A 16,614-nucleotide genomic window follows, 5' to 3' on the forward strand; every position below is an offset into this window, starting at 1 on the left:
AAGACCCAAACAGATAGGGTAGTTAACGATAGCGATATTGCCTTCTTTCTGTTCTGAGTTTGACTTGTTCTGATAGCGCCAAATCAATACAGTAGAGACGTTCTATATGGCAATTCCCAAGCTCATAAAATACACCCCACCCGCGAGATCGCGCACCTTCCCCTTGGTAAGGGGAGGGTTGGGGAGGGGTAATTTTGTATATCACGCTTAGTGGTAAACGCTATATAACGTCTCTACATCGGTGAATAAAGCGCATCCTCATAAATAAATGGTATCGGGATATTTATGCTGCTTTAAGGAGCAGAAGCACCCGACTTAGGATTAGAAACCTTCTGTAAACGTAGTAGAGTATTATATACCTGTTGTTTTAAAGCACTGTTAGTTTGGAGTTCTACAGTAATTTTATTGAAGCGGTCAATCTTTAAGCCATTTTCTTCAACAATTTTTTGAGAATCGTTGCAATAATTAACTGCTATATCCTTGGCCTTGTTGGGTAGGGAGTTCATACTGTTGGGTTCGTTGCAAACAATTGTGGGAATTTCTTTTCCACCAATTAGTTTTTTAATCTCCTCAAAGGCTTGCTGCCGTTTTGGTTCCATTGCTAATACAGATTCGGCATACTTGGTGACTTCTGTATTGTTAACTGTCAAGGCTTGAGCATCAGCTTTGGCATCTAAGCCAAAAGTGCTAATTATTACACCAGCAGTAGTCAGAGTTGCAAATACCAAGGACTGAGACAGTACTTGCCTGATTTTTGTTCGGAAAAGGACAAAGTAATTTTCCTGCATACGATAGATGACACAGAGTATATGTTAGAGGTATGATAGTGGATTTGAATTATTTTAGGAAGAAGAAGTTCCAGTAAACTCGAAATTAGCTAGATTTTGACCGGAGGAGGAAGAGAATTATGAATTACCTTCTCTGACATACTTGACAAAGTTCGATAACTTTAGTTTGGAGTATTGAGGTTTCTGAGGCTCCTTGTTTAAGGCTAACTTCTAATTCCAGTAGTAGGGGCAAAGATGAGATTAATTGCTGTACAGAAAGAGAATTAACTTCTTGTTGTAAAAAATAGATGCGTTTTGGGTTAGCAATTTCGGCAGCTTTTGCGATCGCTTGAGGATTTCGCTCTCCACCTTCCATCATAATCTTTACCCATAGCCAAGTACGAAACTGACCAATTAAAGTTGCAACTATCCGCAACCCAGGTTCAGAGGCATTCATCAAATCAGCAACAATCCCTAAAGCTTTAGCTGTATCTCCGATTCTAATCGCTGCTGCTAATTGTAAGGTATTTTGAGTGGTATTTCTGACTAGCTGAGTTACTGTTTTTACGTCTAAAGGTTTGTTGCTACCTTCAGTGAAAAGCCGCAATTTCTCCATTTCTGTGTAGAGAAGCCTTGTATCATTACCTATAGATTCCGCTAACAGTTCCGCAGTTTGGGAAGTGAGTTTCACACCCACAGTTTGAGCCGCTTGATTGACAGCTTGTACCAATAATTCCGTTTTCCAAGGGGGAATGAGGGGAAATTCCCGAAACTCCTTAGCGAATTGTTTCAAAAATTTTGTAGCTTTGAGGCGTTCATCAGGCTTGTTTCGGCTGGTAAGCAATAAAAACGAATCTTCAGGAATTACGGCTAAAGTGCGTTGTAATTCCCCTAGCACATTCTCTGGACACTGTTGACACAGAGTGGTATTGATTAACCAAACTAAGCGCCCACCTGCGCCAAAAGTGGGTGTCATGACTTGATTTAAAGCCTGAATGATGGCATCGGGTTGATCTGGGGGGAAGGCGGTATAATTAAAACTAGTCCAGAGGGGATCAAGAATGCGATCGCGCAAAACAGCCACCGCTTTTTCCATCGCAAAATCATCCTCACCCCAGTAAACATAGATAGGCATAAATAAACCCCCCCCGAACACGACCAAAATCAAAAACCCAAAATGGTCTAATTTTCCCTACAATCTATCAAGAGATCGCGAGGCAATGAAGATTGGACGACAACTACCAAACCTATTTAAATCGGGTAGCCCGCATGACGCTACCAGAAGCTTACAAATCGCAAGTTCAGCATATCCAGGAATCTTCTAAATTTCAGCTAAATTCTGGAATTAGAGAACCAGCACCTTTTCCTGGCTATACGCTGATTGCTCCACCTGCGGCAGAAGATACAGAAAATGCTGCTTTTTACAGCCAAATAGAGTCTTATCAGCGATCGCTTTTAGAATTACCACTCAACTGCGATTTGATTGTACCTGTGCCTCCGGCCAGCTTTCACGTGACCATAGCTGACCTCATCTGGGATCATGCCTTCATTCATGCCACTGAAAAAAATCCCCAATTTGCCGAAGAACTGAACTCTTGTCTAGGTGACTTGTTTCAACAGTATCAAGAATCCATGACAAAGGCAAATAATCCCATTTCTTGGCAACTGCTGGGACTGATCCTGATGCCAAGGGCTGTCGGTGTTTGTCTAATACCCAAAGATGAGCGCAGCTATGAGGAGATTATTCAACTCCGCCGACTAATTTATCAAAATCGTAAATTAATGGGCTTGGGAATTGAGCAGCATTATAACTTTACAGCCCATATTACATTAGGCTATTTTGGGGAAATTCCCACAGAATTAGACCGCACAAAACTCAGTACTATGTTGTCTGAGTTAAATCAACAATGGTTGTTAAATTTCCCAGAAATTTCAATCAATAGAGTTGAATTGCGGAAATTTGACAACATGACACACTATTATCGTCAACCAGACTGGACAAGTTTAGATTTTTGATTAATTTCTAATTCGTAATTAACTCATTAATTACGAATTAGAAGTAATTCTAAAATTCAGGAGTTCGGAGTTCGGAGTTCGGAGTTCGGAGTCAGGAGTCAGGAGTTAGGAGTTCGGAGTTCGGAGTTCGGAGTTCGGAGTTCGGAGTTCGGAGTCAGGAGTCAGGAGTCAGGAGTCAGGAGTTAGGAGTACAACTGGCTTTGAATTTAGATTCTGTACCTCATTGATCTGCAATCCACTGTATCAAGAGATTCTCAACCCTGTTTTCTGCTCTAAATTAAATTTACAATAAATTCATACCTGCTCTTAAATGAGGGCTTAGTAAAGTCCGCCAAGCTTTCAGTTTCCTATTGTAATCTATTCGGCACGTAGTTTGTCTTTGAGCAGGGATACCTATTTTTTTTACTAAAACATCATATACTTGTGGATTTTTACCATATACCAAACAGATAATATTATAAAATCTTTGGTAATTTAAAGAATGCTCATCCCAAAAAGATAAATCTTTACTAACAATTTCTATTTCCCGATTTCCAGATAATCCAAACTGGATAGCAGATGCCAAAGCTGCATATTCTTGTCCCCATTCTGACAAAAAAATTGTAGAAAATTCATCAACGGTATCTTCTTCTTTGCCAGTTACAGGTAAATCTAATTCATCGATCAAGGTATGTCCTAATTCATGAAAAAAAGTAAAAATAGTCGTACCTGCAACCCGACGATTAACTTTATTAACTACTTCGGATAGATTGATATTTAGTCTCTTTGACTGATAGTGGTTCATAAATACATCTGTGAACCTGTCTATTAATTCATAACAAATAGTAATACTATGTTCAGAAGGTTTATAATAGGCATTCACAGCACCACAATCACCCAAAATAATTTTGACATCATTAGGAATGATTAAAACTGCATTCAATTTTTTAGCTAATTTTTCAAATGACTGATATTTTTGCAATCTCTGTTGTCTGTCTATAGAATGCTTTCGCTGTAAAGCAGTATAAACAACTTTAAATTTTCCTCTAGAATCTACCTGATTAATATTTGTCGTTTTGGCTATATTATTACTACTAATTTTTGAATAATCTTGATTAAAACTGGCATTGATAAATAATAAAGTTATCACAATAGTTAAAATACTTATTAATGTTAAAACTTTTAGTCTCAGATCAATTGATTGTAAAGGTTTAAACAAGGAAAACATAAATAAGTAGTTGTGCAGAATAAATTATTCAGTTAGGGGAAGAAACTCTTCACTGAAACGGGTAACAATAAATAATACAGTTTATTCTTGTGTGGTTAAAAACGCCACAGTATTTATCCTTAAGTATTTAAATCCTAATTAGAAAAAAATGGCAATATTCAACCCTTACCTGCAAAGTGCTGTATCAGTTACAAAACTTACGCAACTAGTATACTAATAGGGTGTCTCAGATGCCAAAAATCCGTTGATTGTTACCAAATTATGAAGTTTGACGCACCCTGAAATCTTGCATTGATTGTGACACTTGAGTAAGTCTCAGCTAAATAGAGTGTAGTTGCAAAAATTACAAACAATACTGGGAAGTTTGAGAAAGAGGTAAGGGTGCAAGGGGATTTATTTTTGTGTTTGGCTTGAATACTTGGGAAAAGTTTCAAAAAAGCCACTGAGGCGGTTAATTTCAATATATACTGCAAACAGGTGAAACCTGAACTTATACTAAAAACGGCTAATATCTCGACTTTATAGATAACAAAATTCAAAGGAAAAACTTCAATAAAAACTCTGCGTTTACCTCAGCGAACCTCTGCGTTTAAAAGTAAAGTTCCCAACCGTTTTTAGTATACAAGCCAATAACGCTATATTTGTGGTGAAATTGCCAAAAAATCTCTATCAACAAGGACGCACATTTGTACGTGTGGTTGTGCAATGGATAGAGATTTTAGTTGTTGTCGATTTAATTACGGTTAAAAGAGATGGGAAGAATTTATGTTTTGATATCATTCCCATCTCAGTGACTCTTTACGTCCTAAGCCAACTTTTTCAAAATCATGCTGACATCTACTGCTAATTTTTGCCCTAATTTTAACAATTGACTACACTGATTAGCTTCTGCTGGATTGTTAAAGTTGCTAAGACACAGGGGGATTATGTGATGATGCAAACAGCTAAAGTAGAGTTCTTGGGATTTTTCTAAAGAAATCCCTAGATTTAGCTGATATCCTACATCAATGAGTTTTTCTAAACGCTGGATATCTGTACCAAAAGAACCATTCGCATCGTGCAGAAGTTGTCCCAGAGAACGCACAATTAACTGTTCTAATATCTGCTTACCTTCCGGTATATTTAGCTGACAACGCAGATTTTTAGCTTCGGTGGCGATCGCTTCTAATTCTAATATGTGATTCCAACTTAATTGCGGTTCAGCAATATCTTGATCCAGAGATTTCAAGGTCATCATACAGCGATAACTTAAAGCAATCTCCGCTGCTACCTGCAATTCTTGGGGAACTTCTAACTCATCCCGATGAAACGCCATAATCACACCGTAATTTTCACGGTATGCTTGGGTATACAATTGGTCGAGTCTTGTCAGTGTTTCCTGACTTAACAGCCGCATAATCCGGTGGCGTTCTTCGGCAAATAAATTTTGTAAACTAAAGGCTTCATCCCCTAAAAGTTGCGTCATCACTAAAATAGCGTGAGCCGCGCTTGCTCGTTGTAAAGATGCAAATAACTTTTCTTTCAAGTGTGTGTAATCACGTCTGCCTGTAAATGGTTGAATGCAGCAATGAAAATCCCAACCGCCTAAATGCAGAACCGCAAATACTAAATTTTCACTTTCCCAAGTAATTTCTGACACTAGTTTTAATTGTCCTACTGCCATACTTAACGCGCCCATACGCTGCATTTGATAATCTAGTTCATGGGCGGTATAGCAATAAACGCGCTTTTGGTAAGCTTTGAGGTGTTCATCCCCATTCTGTACCGCAGGTGCATTGTTGTGATTATTAAATAGGGAAGTAATGGCGTAATGGGACGCAACTTGTTTAAACCCGATTTGGGCAGTTAGCACCAACTGACGATAAATTTCTGCACCATGCTTAAACTGTTCAACATTACTAGGGGCTAAACCCAAATGTTTGAGGAAACCTTTTTCTAACTGTATACCAGCGACATCTCCGGCTAATTCTAAAGCACGGGAGGCATAACGGAGAATTTGCGTTCCTTCAGGGCGGGATATTTCTTCAAAAAACCAGCCGCAACTGGTGAACATGAACAAAGCATGACGCTGCATTTCCAATAAACGCAAAGCATCTATTTGTTCTGTGGCTGTCAGTTTGTGGGTTTGATGTTGGGAGAGAAAACGAGTAACATTGGCCGGAGAGCGATCGCGCAAAACTTGAATATATTCATCCCTCGCTAACCAGGGATCACGAAATAATTTGCTGCCACATTCCTCATAGACTTCAATTAACTGATCCCGTAGCCAGTTTAAAGCATTCCGCAACGGTCTTCGCCATTGTTGATGCCATACACCCCCTTCTCCACCACAACCACAATCATCCTGCCATCTGTCTACACCGTGGGCGCAACTCCAAGCTGTAATTGACTTTAATTCCACTTCCCAACTAGGAGGATTTAAACTCAAATAGTGAGCAAAGTTTGTTACCGTCCAACCGTGACGAGGAAACTCGTCAATAAAGGCATAAGCTAAGGTTTTCTCAGTTCCTTTTTTGTGATGTCCAAAGGTTTCTCCATCAGTCGCTACAGAGATTAACTGGGCTGGACGATGATCCCCGCGTACTGCTGCACCAACCCTACCTGCAAAGTGATGGGAATTATAAACCACATCACTAAAACCCATATCCCGCGAAATCGGGCCATCGTAGAAGAAGATATCAATATAAGGTAAACCTTCTGTTTTATCTGAGTTAGTCACATTAGTTGAACTCAGAGGAGAAGAGGCAATACTCAGGGAAGGTTTTAAATAACAACGATAGGGACGGGTGGGATCAATTTGACTACCACCTACTTCATGCCATTGAGGTTGGGAATCGTCTTGTGTTCCTAGGGGGCGACAGCGTTGGGCTTGGGATGGTGCGAGGACAATAAAGCGAATATCCTCGTCTACTAAAGCTTGTAGAGTGGCATAATCTACAGCAGTTTCAGCCAACCAGATACCTTCGGGATCACGGCCAAATCTGGATTTGAAATCTTCTTTACCCCAGCGAATTTGGGTATGTTTATCTCGTTCATTGGCCAGAGGCATGATGATGTGATTGTATACTTGAGCGATCGCATTTCCATGACCATGCAATCTTTGACTACTCTTCGCATCAGCCTCCAAAATTCGCTCATAAACTTCCATATCGTAACGTTCCAACCACGACATCAGCGTTGGCCCGATATTAAAGCTCATGTATTCATAATTATTGACGATCCCCACCAATTCGTTGCGGTCATTTAACACTCTGGCAAAGGCATTGGGGCGATAGCATTCCCAATGAATGCGTTCATTCCAATCATGAAAAGGTGCAGCACTGGGTTGGCGTTCGATTGCATCTAAATAAGGATTTTCTCTTGGTGGCTGGTAAAAATGACCATGTACAGTTACATATACACCCTGAGATTGTGTCAGGGGATCGTTATTTAGGGTATGTTGAAAATCTTGGTTTGATTGCAATTTTGAGCCGGAGCTAACTGGCGTTTCAGCAGCAGAAGTCATGATATTTGTATCCCAAGTAAAATTGTATTTGTAGCGAAAGTATAGTTATAGGAACATTTTTACGGTTATTTTTTCACAAAATCCGGTATAAACAACATCATTGAAATCAAGGTGAATCGAAATTTCGGCAAAATAGTCTTAATCTGACGGGAAATCTGCATTATCGCGCAGTCATGTCCCCAAATGCAAAAGAGCATCAATTATAGAATCAAGATACATACTGTGAATTTTATCACTAGCAACGCCAATCAGCCAAGAAAACTAATACTCTTTTAATCCATTAAAACCTATGCTTAGTGATGAAATCCTGGCGTGAAGTCATAGTTTTACAACAAAAGATTGCAACTACTAATTAAATCGCCATCTTATTTTATATCTCTGCTGCCATGTGACAAACAGTGAAATTTCTGAATAGCTTCACGGACAGTTGAGAGTATCATAGGCATCTGATACCCAAAATTCGAGATCAAAAATGTCAGCTAAAAACATCATTTTTGCAATTTTGTTACTGTTTATACCAATCTCTTTAACCGCTCACTTTCTGGAATGGGGAGACTTAATAGTTTTCATTACCGCTGGACTAGCAATTCTCCCCTTAGCAGCTTGGATGGGTACAGCCACAGAAGAAATTGCCGTAGTTGTGGGGCCATCATTAGGAGGGTTATTAAACGCCACCTTTGGTAACGCTACAGAACTGATTATTGCTTTAGTTGCCCTCAATGCCGGGCTAATAGATGTTGTTAAAGCCAGCATCACAGGCTCGATTATTAGTAATTTACTCTTAGTCATGGGTTTTTCCATGCTTTTGGGTGGACTACGCTACAAAGAGCAAACATTTCAATCAGTTGTAGCACGGGTGAATGCTTCATCAATGAATTTGGCAGTGATTGCCATTTTATTACCAACAGCGATGAACTATACTTCTGTTGGCATTAACGAAAGAACAGTGCAGAATCTTTCCCTTGCCGTTGCTGTCGTCTTAATTCTGGTTTATGGCTTAACACTGCTATTTTCTATGAAAACCCATGCCTATTTATATGACGTGGGTGTAGCAGAGATAGAGATAGAAGCAGCAGATACAGATGCAACAATAGAGGAAATCGTTGAAGAAAAACCAAATCTTTGGCTTTGGACTGGTGTATTACTAGTATGTACCCTGCTAGTAGCCCTAGAGTCAGAATTGCTAGTTGATACTTTAGAAGTAGCCACATCCAAGTTAGGTTTAACATCACTATTTACAGGGGTGATTTTATTGCCTATTGTCGGTAATGCCGCAGAACACGCTACAGCCGTCACCGTAGCAATGAAAGATAAGATGGATCTTTCTCTATCTGTAGCTGTAGGATCTAGTATGCAGATTGCCCTATTTGTAGCCCCTGTTTTAGTAATTGCTGGGCGGTTATTAGGTCAGCCGATGGATTTAGATTTCAATCCCTTTGAATTGGTGGCAGTGGCAGTATCGGTATTAATTGCTAACAGCATTAGTTCTGATGGTAAGTCTAATTGGTTGGAAGGAACTTTACTCTTAGCTGCCTATACGGTTTTGGGTTTTGCTTTCTATTTCCATCCGGTTGTTGACACTATGGGTTAGATCAATCCAGTGTCCAGAGCGATGCCTGCTATTGCTTTGGACACAAACAAACTTAAAATAACTCGTAATTTATTTAAGGCAGATTTTTACGTAAAAGAATTTCTGTAAGTATTTAGGATAGAGAATACTCCAAGTCAGGAGAATAAAGACTTTTCGAGTCAAATTTAATGATTTTGATAAAATCTTGCTTCTCTCTATATCTTCATTTCATAAGCATTCTGACTCCTGACTCCTGACTCCTGAATTCTTACGAATTTATTTATTGATAGTCATAGTTTTACCTTATTGTTTGTCTACTCCTGGTTTATCCTTATAGGTGCAAGATATGAGATGAACTACGATGACTGAAATTGGCCTGCTAATGACGGGCGTTTTAAGCACAACTCAACCAAATTTGCCCCATTTGCCGGAGCAACGACCATTTCGGATCGAAAATGGCGTGCAGAAGTCAAGCATTAGTCAATTATCTCCGTTAGTTTCAACTTCTCAAATCACTCCACCTGAATTTATAGAAACAGATGGAAGAGAGAAATCTAAAATTTCCGCGATCGCCATCAAGCGAGACAAAATATTAAAGCAAATCCGACAAAAGCACCTGTCATCAATATCTTTAAACTTAGCCGATGCCCAGGATCTCCCTACCAAAGAGCAGATATTAGCACGATATCAAGGATATAATAGGCAACCTATGCCAACTTTACGTTTTGGTAGCTCAGGTATATCTGTAAGAATTATGCAGCGGTTGTTAGTATCCAACGGCTATGGTATCCGAATTGATGGCATATTTGGGCCTCTGACAGAGGCAGCTATCAAAGCCTTTCAGAATCAGCGCAGTTTATTAGTAGATGGTATAGTCGGTCAAAGAACTTGGTGGGAGTTGTCAATTTAAGGGTTGGGACGGGCAAGATACCTGTCCCAGAAGAACTTAGCGATATTTATGCTGTTCTAATAAGTTCTGCGCCCTGGGTTTATAAATTAGATAGAATAAAGCCTCTAGATAGCGCAATAAATCTTCACGATTCTCCTTGGAGCTAAAATTCCAGAAGCCATAAATCCGTGCCAATGATAGCAGCTTGGTAGTGTGAATCTTCCAAGTATAGGTACTATAAACTCGCTCTATTGCGTGCTGAGAAATTTCCGACCAATAATTAGGATTATGATCACACTTACTCACAAACTCCAGAATTTTAGCGGCTGTTTCTTCTAAATTTGTGGGGTTAATGTAAAACCCATTCACCTGATCCTGAATAATTTCCTGTGGTCCACCAAATTGGGTAGCAAAAGTTGGTAATCCCGAAATCATTGCTTCCAAAATTGTCAACCCAAATGCTTCAAATAAAGCAGGTTGCACAAATATTCCTTGGTGTTCAGCAATAACGCGGTAAATTTCCCCAGAATCGCTTTTGGTTAAGCGCACACCTAGCCAGCGTATTTTGCCGTGGAGGTTATATTCGTCAATTATGTGATAAAGCCTGATAATTTCGTCTCGTTCTTCATTATCCCCCGATTCTTCTACACGCAATTTACCTGCGACTAAAATTAAGTTGCAATGCTCTTGTAATTCTGGACTTCTACCAAAACATTCTGCTAAACCAGTTAAATTTTTGATTCGGTCAAGACGTGCCATTGAAAATAGGGGACGCTTGTTAGGATCGTCGAGTTTACCAAAGATTTGGGACGGATCTTCTAGAATAAAGAGAATTTCTTCTAGCCTTAACCTATCACTTTCTACTCTGTCATGATTCCTGGTATAGGGGAAATAGTAATTCTCATTTACCCCCGGTGGTACAACATTAAATTTCGGGCTAAATAATTCTATGCCATTAACAACATGATATAAATCTGGCATAGTGAAACATTTGTAAGACTCATACTGTCCGATGCTATCCGTTGTACCAACAATTTCTTGATAGGTGCTGCTGACAACAAAGTTAGCCGCGTTCATAGCGATTAAGTCAGCAGTAAATTGTAAGGAAAAATGATATTTATCATCCAAATCTTGCCAGTATAGGTTACTAAACAGATATTTAGATTTTTCCAACGCATGGGCAATATTACACTGGGTAACTTTCATCCGTCGGGCTAATAAAAACGCCACTAAGTTACCATCAGAATAGTTACCAACAATTAAATCAGGTCTACCTTGTAATTCTGCTAATAGTTCTCTTTCTGAGTCAATAGCAAAGGTTTCTAAATAAGGCCAAAACTCAAATCGGGAAATCCAGTTTTGAGTCATGTTGGGGTTAAATTCCCGCAAGGGTACACGCAAAATCCAGGCATTTTCTGAGCCATGTACTTTTTCTAGCCTTTGGTTACACAGAGTACCATCGCTATTAGGAATTAAGCGGGTGAGAATAATTACTTTTGGTTGGACATTTAAGCCTTCTAAACCAGCTAACATTGCATCTTCTTGCAGCTGCTTTTCTAGACTTTTAGCTTGATCAAGGACATAAACTACCTGTCCTCCAGTATCGGGACGACCTAAAACTCCCTCTTGTCCAAACCAACCATGAGCAGAAACTAAAACTATTTTAAAAATAATCGGCAGACGAGAGATGAAACCTTCGAGAGTTTGAGGATCAGGAGAGTCAATTAGTTCATCGAGAATATCTAGGGTATCATGTACACGTTCGGCTGTGTTCCCCCAACCAGGTTCAAAACCAATCATCTGCAATTGAAACCGGAATTGTTCGTAGGGTTCATTTTTAGGGCGATCCCTCACTAAAGCTATGGCTTTCTTGATTTGTACAGAAAGTTGTTGCTGTGATTGAATGCGATCGTTGATTAATAACTGCACACCGTTGTAATGGTGCAAGCGCAAAAAATTAAATAGGGTTTCTAGCCATTGTTTCGGGTCTTGAAACAGTTTACTGGATAGATAACGGTTGAGAAATTGTACCCCTTTACCAATATTCTTTGGGTCGCGAATGACTGGGGAATAGTCATAAAACGGGCCAAAATCAAGTTCTAACAGATCACCATCTTGGGGATGAAATTGGTTGACGAAGCGATCGCGCAGATCTAACAATTCCTGTACCGTCATTGGGATCACATCCAATTCTTCCGTCAGCCGATAAACTTCCTGACTCGCAATCTTCGGCCGAATTATAAAACAGAAGCTTGATTCTTCTTGAATAATCTCCTGTGTATAGTAAATTAGGTTTCCTAAATTTGAGGCAGTGCAGAACTGCTCAGATTTAGAGTATTTGGAACAGTAATCACCATAGACATTAATTATATCATTCCTGAGCCAGTATTTCTTATCTTGCTGGCGTAAGTCACTAATGAATGAACGTAAATCAACTTTTTCTTCATTGTCTAGTAATGTTTGGAGTAATTCAGACATGACAAACACAAAATAATATTTTTTTGCAAAGTAGACCAACACGTCTCAAGATATTTTCTGAGTATTGAAGGTTTAGTAAATAAATAGAACGTGTTGATATTGACAGAACTTACGCAAGATGTAACCGAAAAACTGATTATTCCGTAGCGGTAATTCATGAAATACCACTACTTTCGTTGTATTGTGCGTAAGTCCTAATTGAACTAAATTATCTATATCACACTATTTTGGTATCTAATAGCAGAAGTACCTTTTTTCTAACTTTTGATAGAGGTCTGGTAGCGATTTTCAACAATATAACTCAGAGTTCTACCTCTTATGATTTATAGCTTCTGACCCACCATAAATTCAACGATAATGGTGGGTTACGCTGTCGCTAACCCACCCTACGGTTTTTGTTTGGGTAATTTATTTTTTGGTGTTCCCTAATAGCTATTTTTAACTTAAATAAATTAAAATTAATTTTTGATATTTTCTACTAAATTTTTAATTTCTCTTGGTTATAATTTCAGCATTAAGTCATTAATATCTGGTCGATATAGCCTTTCCCACTCTAGTTAGAGTTCTCCAATTAAAAAAATACCCCAAAATTTCTTGTGGTGCGGGCATCTTGCCCGCTAATAATACAAGGACGGGCAAGATGCCCATCCCACAAGATTGGATCATCTTTTTTGTGGAGTTCTCTTAGATACAAAATTACCCCTCCCCTTGGTAAGGGGAGGGTGCGCGACAGCGCGGGTGGGGTGTATTTCATGAGTTTGGGAATTGCTATAACTTATGGCTGACAATACACAAAATTTAACATCTCCTGACCACAGTATAGGCAACATGATGATCATCACGTTTCTTATCTTCTGTGGGCTAAGTTTCATCTTTCTTTTAGGAATTTTCTAAGGCTTAATGTGCGTTCAATAACAGCAAAAATGGAAGCTGATTAATTAAGTGCATCAGCTTCCATTTTTAAGTAATAAATCTATTTGCTGTATAGCATTTTAGATATTTAAGGGCGAACGACGGGACTTGAACCCGCGGAATGGTGGTACCACAAACCACTGCCTTAACCACTTGGCTACGCTCGCCATCCACTAATTGAGTATAGCACGCATTCGCAAAAGTGGTCAATATTTTTTGCCAGAAATTGAGTTGATTTCTTTGTAATCTTTAATAGTATAAAGACCACATCACAATCGAGAGTATATGAAAGTCTGGACTATTATTACATCTGTAGGAGCGGCAGGAATCGCCGTCTTGGGAGTGACGATGGCCAAGACAAATCCTCAACAGGCTGAGTATGAAGAGTATGCGGTGCAACGGCTGACAACCTACTTAAAAACGGATGTTTGCAAAAAAACACCGAATTTCTTGCAAAATCTCATACAATTTAATTGCGATAAATTAATTGAGTCAGTTAACCCACAAATGCGAGATATTATTGCCAGTACAACAAAAAGGCAAAATTATATTGTTTTTAGTGTTTACAGTACTGAACTTAAGCTTGATAATTTATTACCTAACTATAAATTTGAAACTGTAGGAGCGTTGGACAACTTTTATACTTATAAGGCTGAACAGCAATGAGGTGACAGGTGACAGGTGACAGATAAGAAAGTAACTAATGACCAATGACCAATGACCAATGACTAATGACTTGTAATGAGTTTTTGTACTGCTTGTCTGTATCCGCAAAATCTAGATACTAGTCGATTTTGTCTCAAATGTGGTAAGCCATTATTACTCAAAGAACGTTATCGTGCGCTTTATCCTATTGGCAGTGGTGGATTTGGCAGAACGTTTTTGGCTGTAGATGATCATTTGCCTTCAAAACCCAGGTGTGTAATCAAACAACTTTATTTTTCAGATCCCAATCGGGCTATTTTTACAAAGGTTGTGCAATTATTTCATCAGGAAGCGGTGCGTTTAGATGAATTGCAACATCCCCAAATTCCCCGATTATTGGCACATTTTGAACAAGACAGCCAGTTGTATTTGGTGCAGGAATTAATTGTGGGGCGGACTTTAGCGCAGGAATTGCAAGAACAAGGTGTATTTGGTGAAGTTGATATTTGGCAATTGCTTAAAGATTTATTACCTGTACTGCAATTTATTCATGCTCGACGGGTGATTCATCGGGATATTAAACCAGCTAATATCATGCGGAGATATATTCCGATAGCTGGGAATGAATTTGAAGATCCTCAACCAATTACTAACGCTGCATTATTAAATAAAGGTTCTACCATGACTATTGGTGGACTGGAATCTCTGTCTCTTCCACAACAGCCAAGGAAAATCTTACCAGCTAGTAATATCAAGGCAGCAAATCGCACCGACAACTCTGTACCTGGAAATATAGTGTTAATTGACTTTGGAGTTGCTAAACAAATTACTGCTACAGCTTTGGTAAATACTGGTACTACAGTGGGTAGTGCCGAATATATGGCTCCTGAACAAATGCGGGGTAAAGCTTTACCTGCTAGTGATCTTTACAGTTTGGGTGTGAGTTGCATTTACTTGTTAACTGGTGTTTCTCCCTTTGAGTTGTTTGACGTGACAAGCGATCGCTGGATATGGCAAAATTATCTACCAAATGGCGATCGTATTTCCGACCGTTTGAGCGCAATTCTTGATAAACTCCTCCAAAATGCCCTTTCCCAACGTTATCACTCGGCTACAGAAGTTTTAGCTGCAATCAACGTAGAAGTAAAACCAGTGAAACAACAGCCAGTTAATACCCTAAATTCAGCCACAGGAGTTGATTATAAGCGTTTACGTGACTTACTAATGGCCAAACAATGGCAACAAGCAGATGAAGAGACTTGGGTGGTAATGTGTAAATCTTTATCTAAGCCCGTGAACAGCTATTTATTTAAAAGTGATTTAGAAAACTTACCTGATGAAGACTTACGGATAATTGACCAATTATGGACAAAATATAGTCAAGGTCATTTTGGTTTCACTGTGCAGATCCAAATTTATGAAAATTGTGGCAGAGATTACAGCCAGTTTTGCAGTGCTGTGGGTTGGAATTTGATGAAATCTAACTCTCCTACTCATAACTTATTTTTTATGTCGTCAGCACCTAAAGGACGTTTACCTTCACATAATTGGGTTGGTGGTACTCAATTGTGGAAACATATGAATACTTTGGCTACAAAGCTGTTAGGTAATGGGTAATTGGTATTAAAATTAGATATTATCAGTGGGGCTAGGTTCTTGCTGCCACTTTTTGAGGATTAATGCTGACCAGAAAATAAATCCTAATATCGCTAAACTAGTCAACCCATCAGTCCAAATAAACAGATGCATCTTGGCTGAGAATTGCGACATAGTCCCATAAAGATAATGTCCTGGGCTTGCTAGACCTGTGAATGAGTAGACCAACAGACAAGCATAAGAGAGCCAATACTTGCGATATTTGTACAACCAATACCCAGTAATTCCTATGGCTGTGAGAATAAGCCAAGATTGATAAATTGAAGAGGCTGTAATCCAGGCTGGTTGAGGATATTGCTTGATGAATAGATAATTATCAGTGAAATGAATAGCTGTAGAAATAACGCTGGCAATTAGCAGAATTTTCAATAAATTCTGATGTTTGAGTTCAAGATTCATAATCAGGTTTTCTTAAATTGAATAGGTTTAACTGCACACCAACTTTATGATGCTTAAGTTGGCTGAATTTGAGTGAGTAAAAGAAATAATAATTATCTTTTTACAACATTTCAACTATTAAATTATCGCCTACCGGGAAATGCACATAAGGTAAAAACAAAGACCGTTCGTTTGGACTTAATCGCCTTGGACGCATTGTTTGTCTATCCACAAATAATCCTTTTTGCCATCCCTCTGCGGCTAATATTTTCTGTTCGTTATAAAAACAAAACTGCATAATAGCAGAAGCATTTTTCAGTTCAGAAATCCACATTTCTACTTGTACACGTTCGCCCAAATAGAGCGGTAATTTGTAGGTGATGTTGGTTTGAACTAAAACCGGAGCAAACCCTTGCTGAAAGATTTTCTGTGTTGGCATCTCAACGGCTTCGAGTAGTTTTGTCCGTCCAATTTCCATCCACTGAATATAAACAATGTTGTTAACATGACCAATAAAATCAATGTGGAAAGAATACACCTCTAACTCAAAGACAATTTTTTGCATTTTCAGTTTTTTAAGTCACCGATCAG

Annotated in this window: 14 protein-coding genes and 1 tRNA gene; 5 read left to right on the top strand and 10 right to left on the bottom strand. The window is 38.9% G+C overall.

Annotation, left to right across the window (positions count from 1 at the left end; all coding sequences use genetic code 11):
* Positions 1-22: 22 nt before the first annotated feature.
* From ACOWPH_RS03500 to holA, 3 genes are all read right to left on the bottom strand, one after another.
* Complete coding sequence (locus ACOWPH_RS03500) at positions 23-205, bottom strand: hypothetical protein (protein ID WP_150110999.1); 183 nt, start codon at positions 203-205, stop codon at positions 23-25.
* Between the two features lie 88 nt (positions 206-293).
* Positions 294-788, bottom strand: a complete 495-nt coding sequence (locus ACOWPH_RS03505; RefSeq protein WP_015214015.1) for a DUF4168 domain-containing protein — start codon at positions 786-788, stop codon at positions 294-296.
* A 124-nt stretch (positions 789-912) separates the two neighbouring features.
* Positions 913-1,902, bottom strand: coding sequence for a DNA polymerase III subunit delta (holA, locus tag ACOWPH_RS03510; RefSeq protein WP_015214016.1), 990 nt, complete (start codon positions 1,900-1,902; stop codon positions 913-915).
* Between the two features lie 92 nt (positions 1,903-1,994).
* On the opposite strand from holA, the gene ACOWPH_RS03515 reads away from it, so the two are divergent.
* Positions 1,995-2,783, top strand: a complete 789-nt coding sequence (locus tag ACOWPH_RS03515; protein ID WP_042464791.1) for a DUF1868 domain-containing protein — start codon at positions 1,995-1,997, stop codon at positions 2,781-2,783.
* A 283-nt stretch (positions 2,784-3,066) separates the two neighbouring features.
* On the opposite strand, the gene ACOWPH_RS03520 is transcribed toward ACOWPH_RS03515, so the two are convergent.
* Entirely contained in the window at positions 3,067-3,981 is a 915-nt protein-coding gene (locus tag ACOWPH_RS03520; protein WP_422665670.1) for a DUF4344 domain-containing metallopeptidase, read from the bottom strand.
* An 814-nt stretch (positions 3,982-4,795) separates the two neighbouring features.
* Positions 4,796-7,495 carry a DUF3536 domain-containing protein gene (locus ACOWPH_RS03525; protein WP_015214019.1) on the bottom strand — a complete coding sequence of 900 codons (2,700 nt, stop codon included), beginning with the start codon at positions 7,493-7,495 and terminating at the stop codon, positions 4,796-4,798.
* Between the two features lie 472 nt (positions 7,496-7,967).
* On the opposite strand from ACOWPH_RS03525, the gene cax reads away from it, so the two are divergent.
* Positions 7,968-9,086, top strand: a complete 1,119-nt coding sequence (gene cax / locus ACOWPH_RS03530) for a calcium/proton exchanger (RefSeq protein ID WP_015214020.1) — start codon at positions 7,968-7,970, stop codon at positions 9,084-9,086.
* A gap of 340 nt (positions 9,087-9,426) precedes the next feature.
* Entirely contained in the window at positions 9,427-9,975 is a 549-nt protein-coding gene (locus ACOWPH_RS03535; RefSeq protein ID WP_015214021.1) for a peptidoglycan-binding domain-containing protein, read from the top strand.
* 36 nt (positions 9,976-10,011) lie between these two features.
* Here ACOWPH_RS03535 and ACOWPH_RS03540 read toward each other — a convergent pair whose 3' ends face one another.
* The 3 genes from ACOWPH_RS03540 to ACOWPH_RS03550 form a co-directional block, all read right to left on the bottom strand.
* Positions 10,012-12,432, bottom strand: a complete 2,421-nt coding sequence (locus ACOWPH_RS03540) for a sucrose synthase (protein WP_015214022.1) — start codon at positions 12,430-12,432, stop codon at positions 10,012-10,014.
* Between the two features lie 571 nt (positions 12,433-13,003).
* On the bottom strand, positions 13,004-13,186 hold the full coding sequence (locus ACOWPH_RS03545; RefSeq protein ID WP_096713154.1) for a hypothetical protein: 183 nt from the start codon (positions 13,184-13,186) through the stop codon (positions 13,004-13,006).
* 251 nt (positions 13,187-13,437) lie between these two features.
* Positions 13,438-13,511: transfer RNA gene (locus ACOWPH_RS03550), tRNA-His, on the bottom strand.
* A 118-nt stretch (positions 13,512-13,629) separates the two neighbouring features.
* Here ACOWPH_RS03550 and ACOWPH_RS03555 point away from each other — a divergent pair.
* Positions 13,630-14,010, top strand: coding sequence for a DUF4359 domain-containing protein (locus ACOWPH_RS03555; RefSeq protein ID WP_015214023.1), 381 nt, complete (start codon positions 13,630-13,632; stop codon positions 14,008-14,010).
* Positions 14,011-14,085: 75 nt separating this feature from the next.
* A complete protein-coding gene (locus ACOWPH_RS03560; RefSeq protein WP_015214024.1) occupies positions 14,086-15,606 on the top strand; it encodes a serine/threonine-protein kinase in 1,521 nt (506 codons plus the stop codon).
* Positions 15,607-15,618: 12 nt separating this feature from the next.
* On the opposite strand, the gene ACOWPH_RS03565 is transcribed toward ACOWPH_RS03560, so the two are convergent.
* Complete coding sequence (locus tag ACOWPH_RS03565) at positions 15,619-16,044, bottom strand: hypothetical protein (protein ID WP_015214025.1); 426 nt, start codon at positions 16,042-16,044, stop codon at positions 15,619-15,621.
* A gap of 100 nt (positions 16,045-16,144) precedes the next feature.
* A complete protein-coding gene (locus ACOWPH_RS03570; RefSeq protein ID WP_015214026.1) occupies positions 16,145-16,588 on the bottom strand; it encodes an acyl-CoA thioesterase in 444 nt (147 codons plus the stop codon).
* Between the last annotated feature and the right edge of the window lie 26 nt (positions 16,589-16,614).

It is taken from the genome of Anabaena sp. PCC 7938, from assembly GCF_049315035.1.
In the GTDB taxonomy this organism is placed as follows: domain Bacteria; phylum Cyanobacteriota; class Cyanobacteriia; order Cyanobacteriales; family Nostocaceae; genus Anabaena; species Anabaena cylindrica.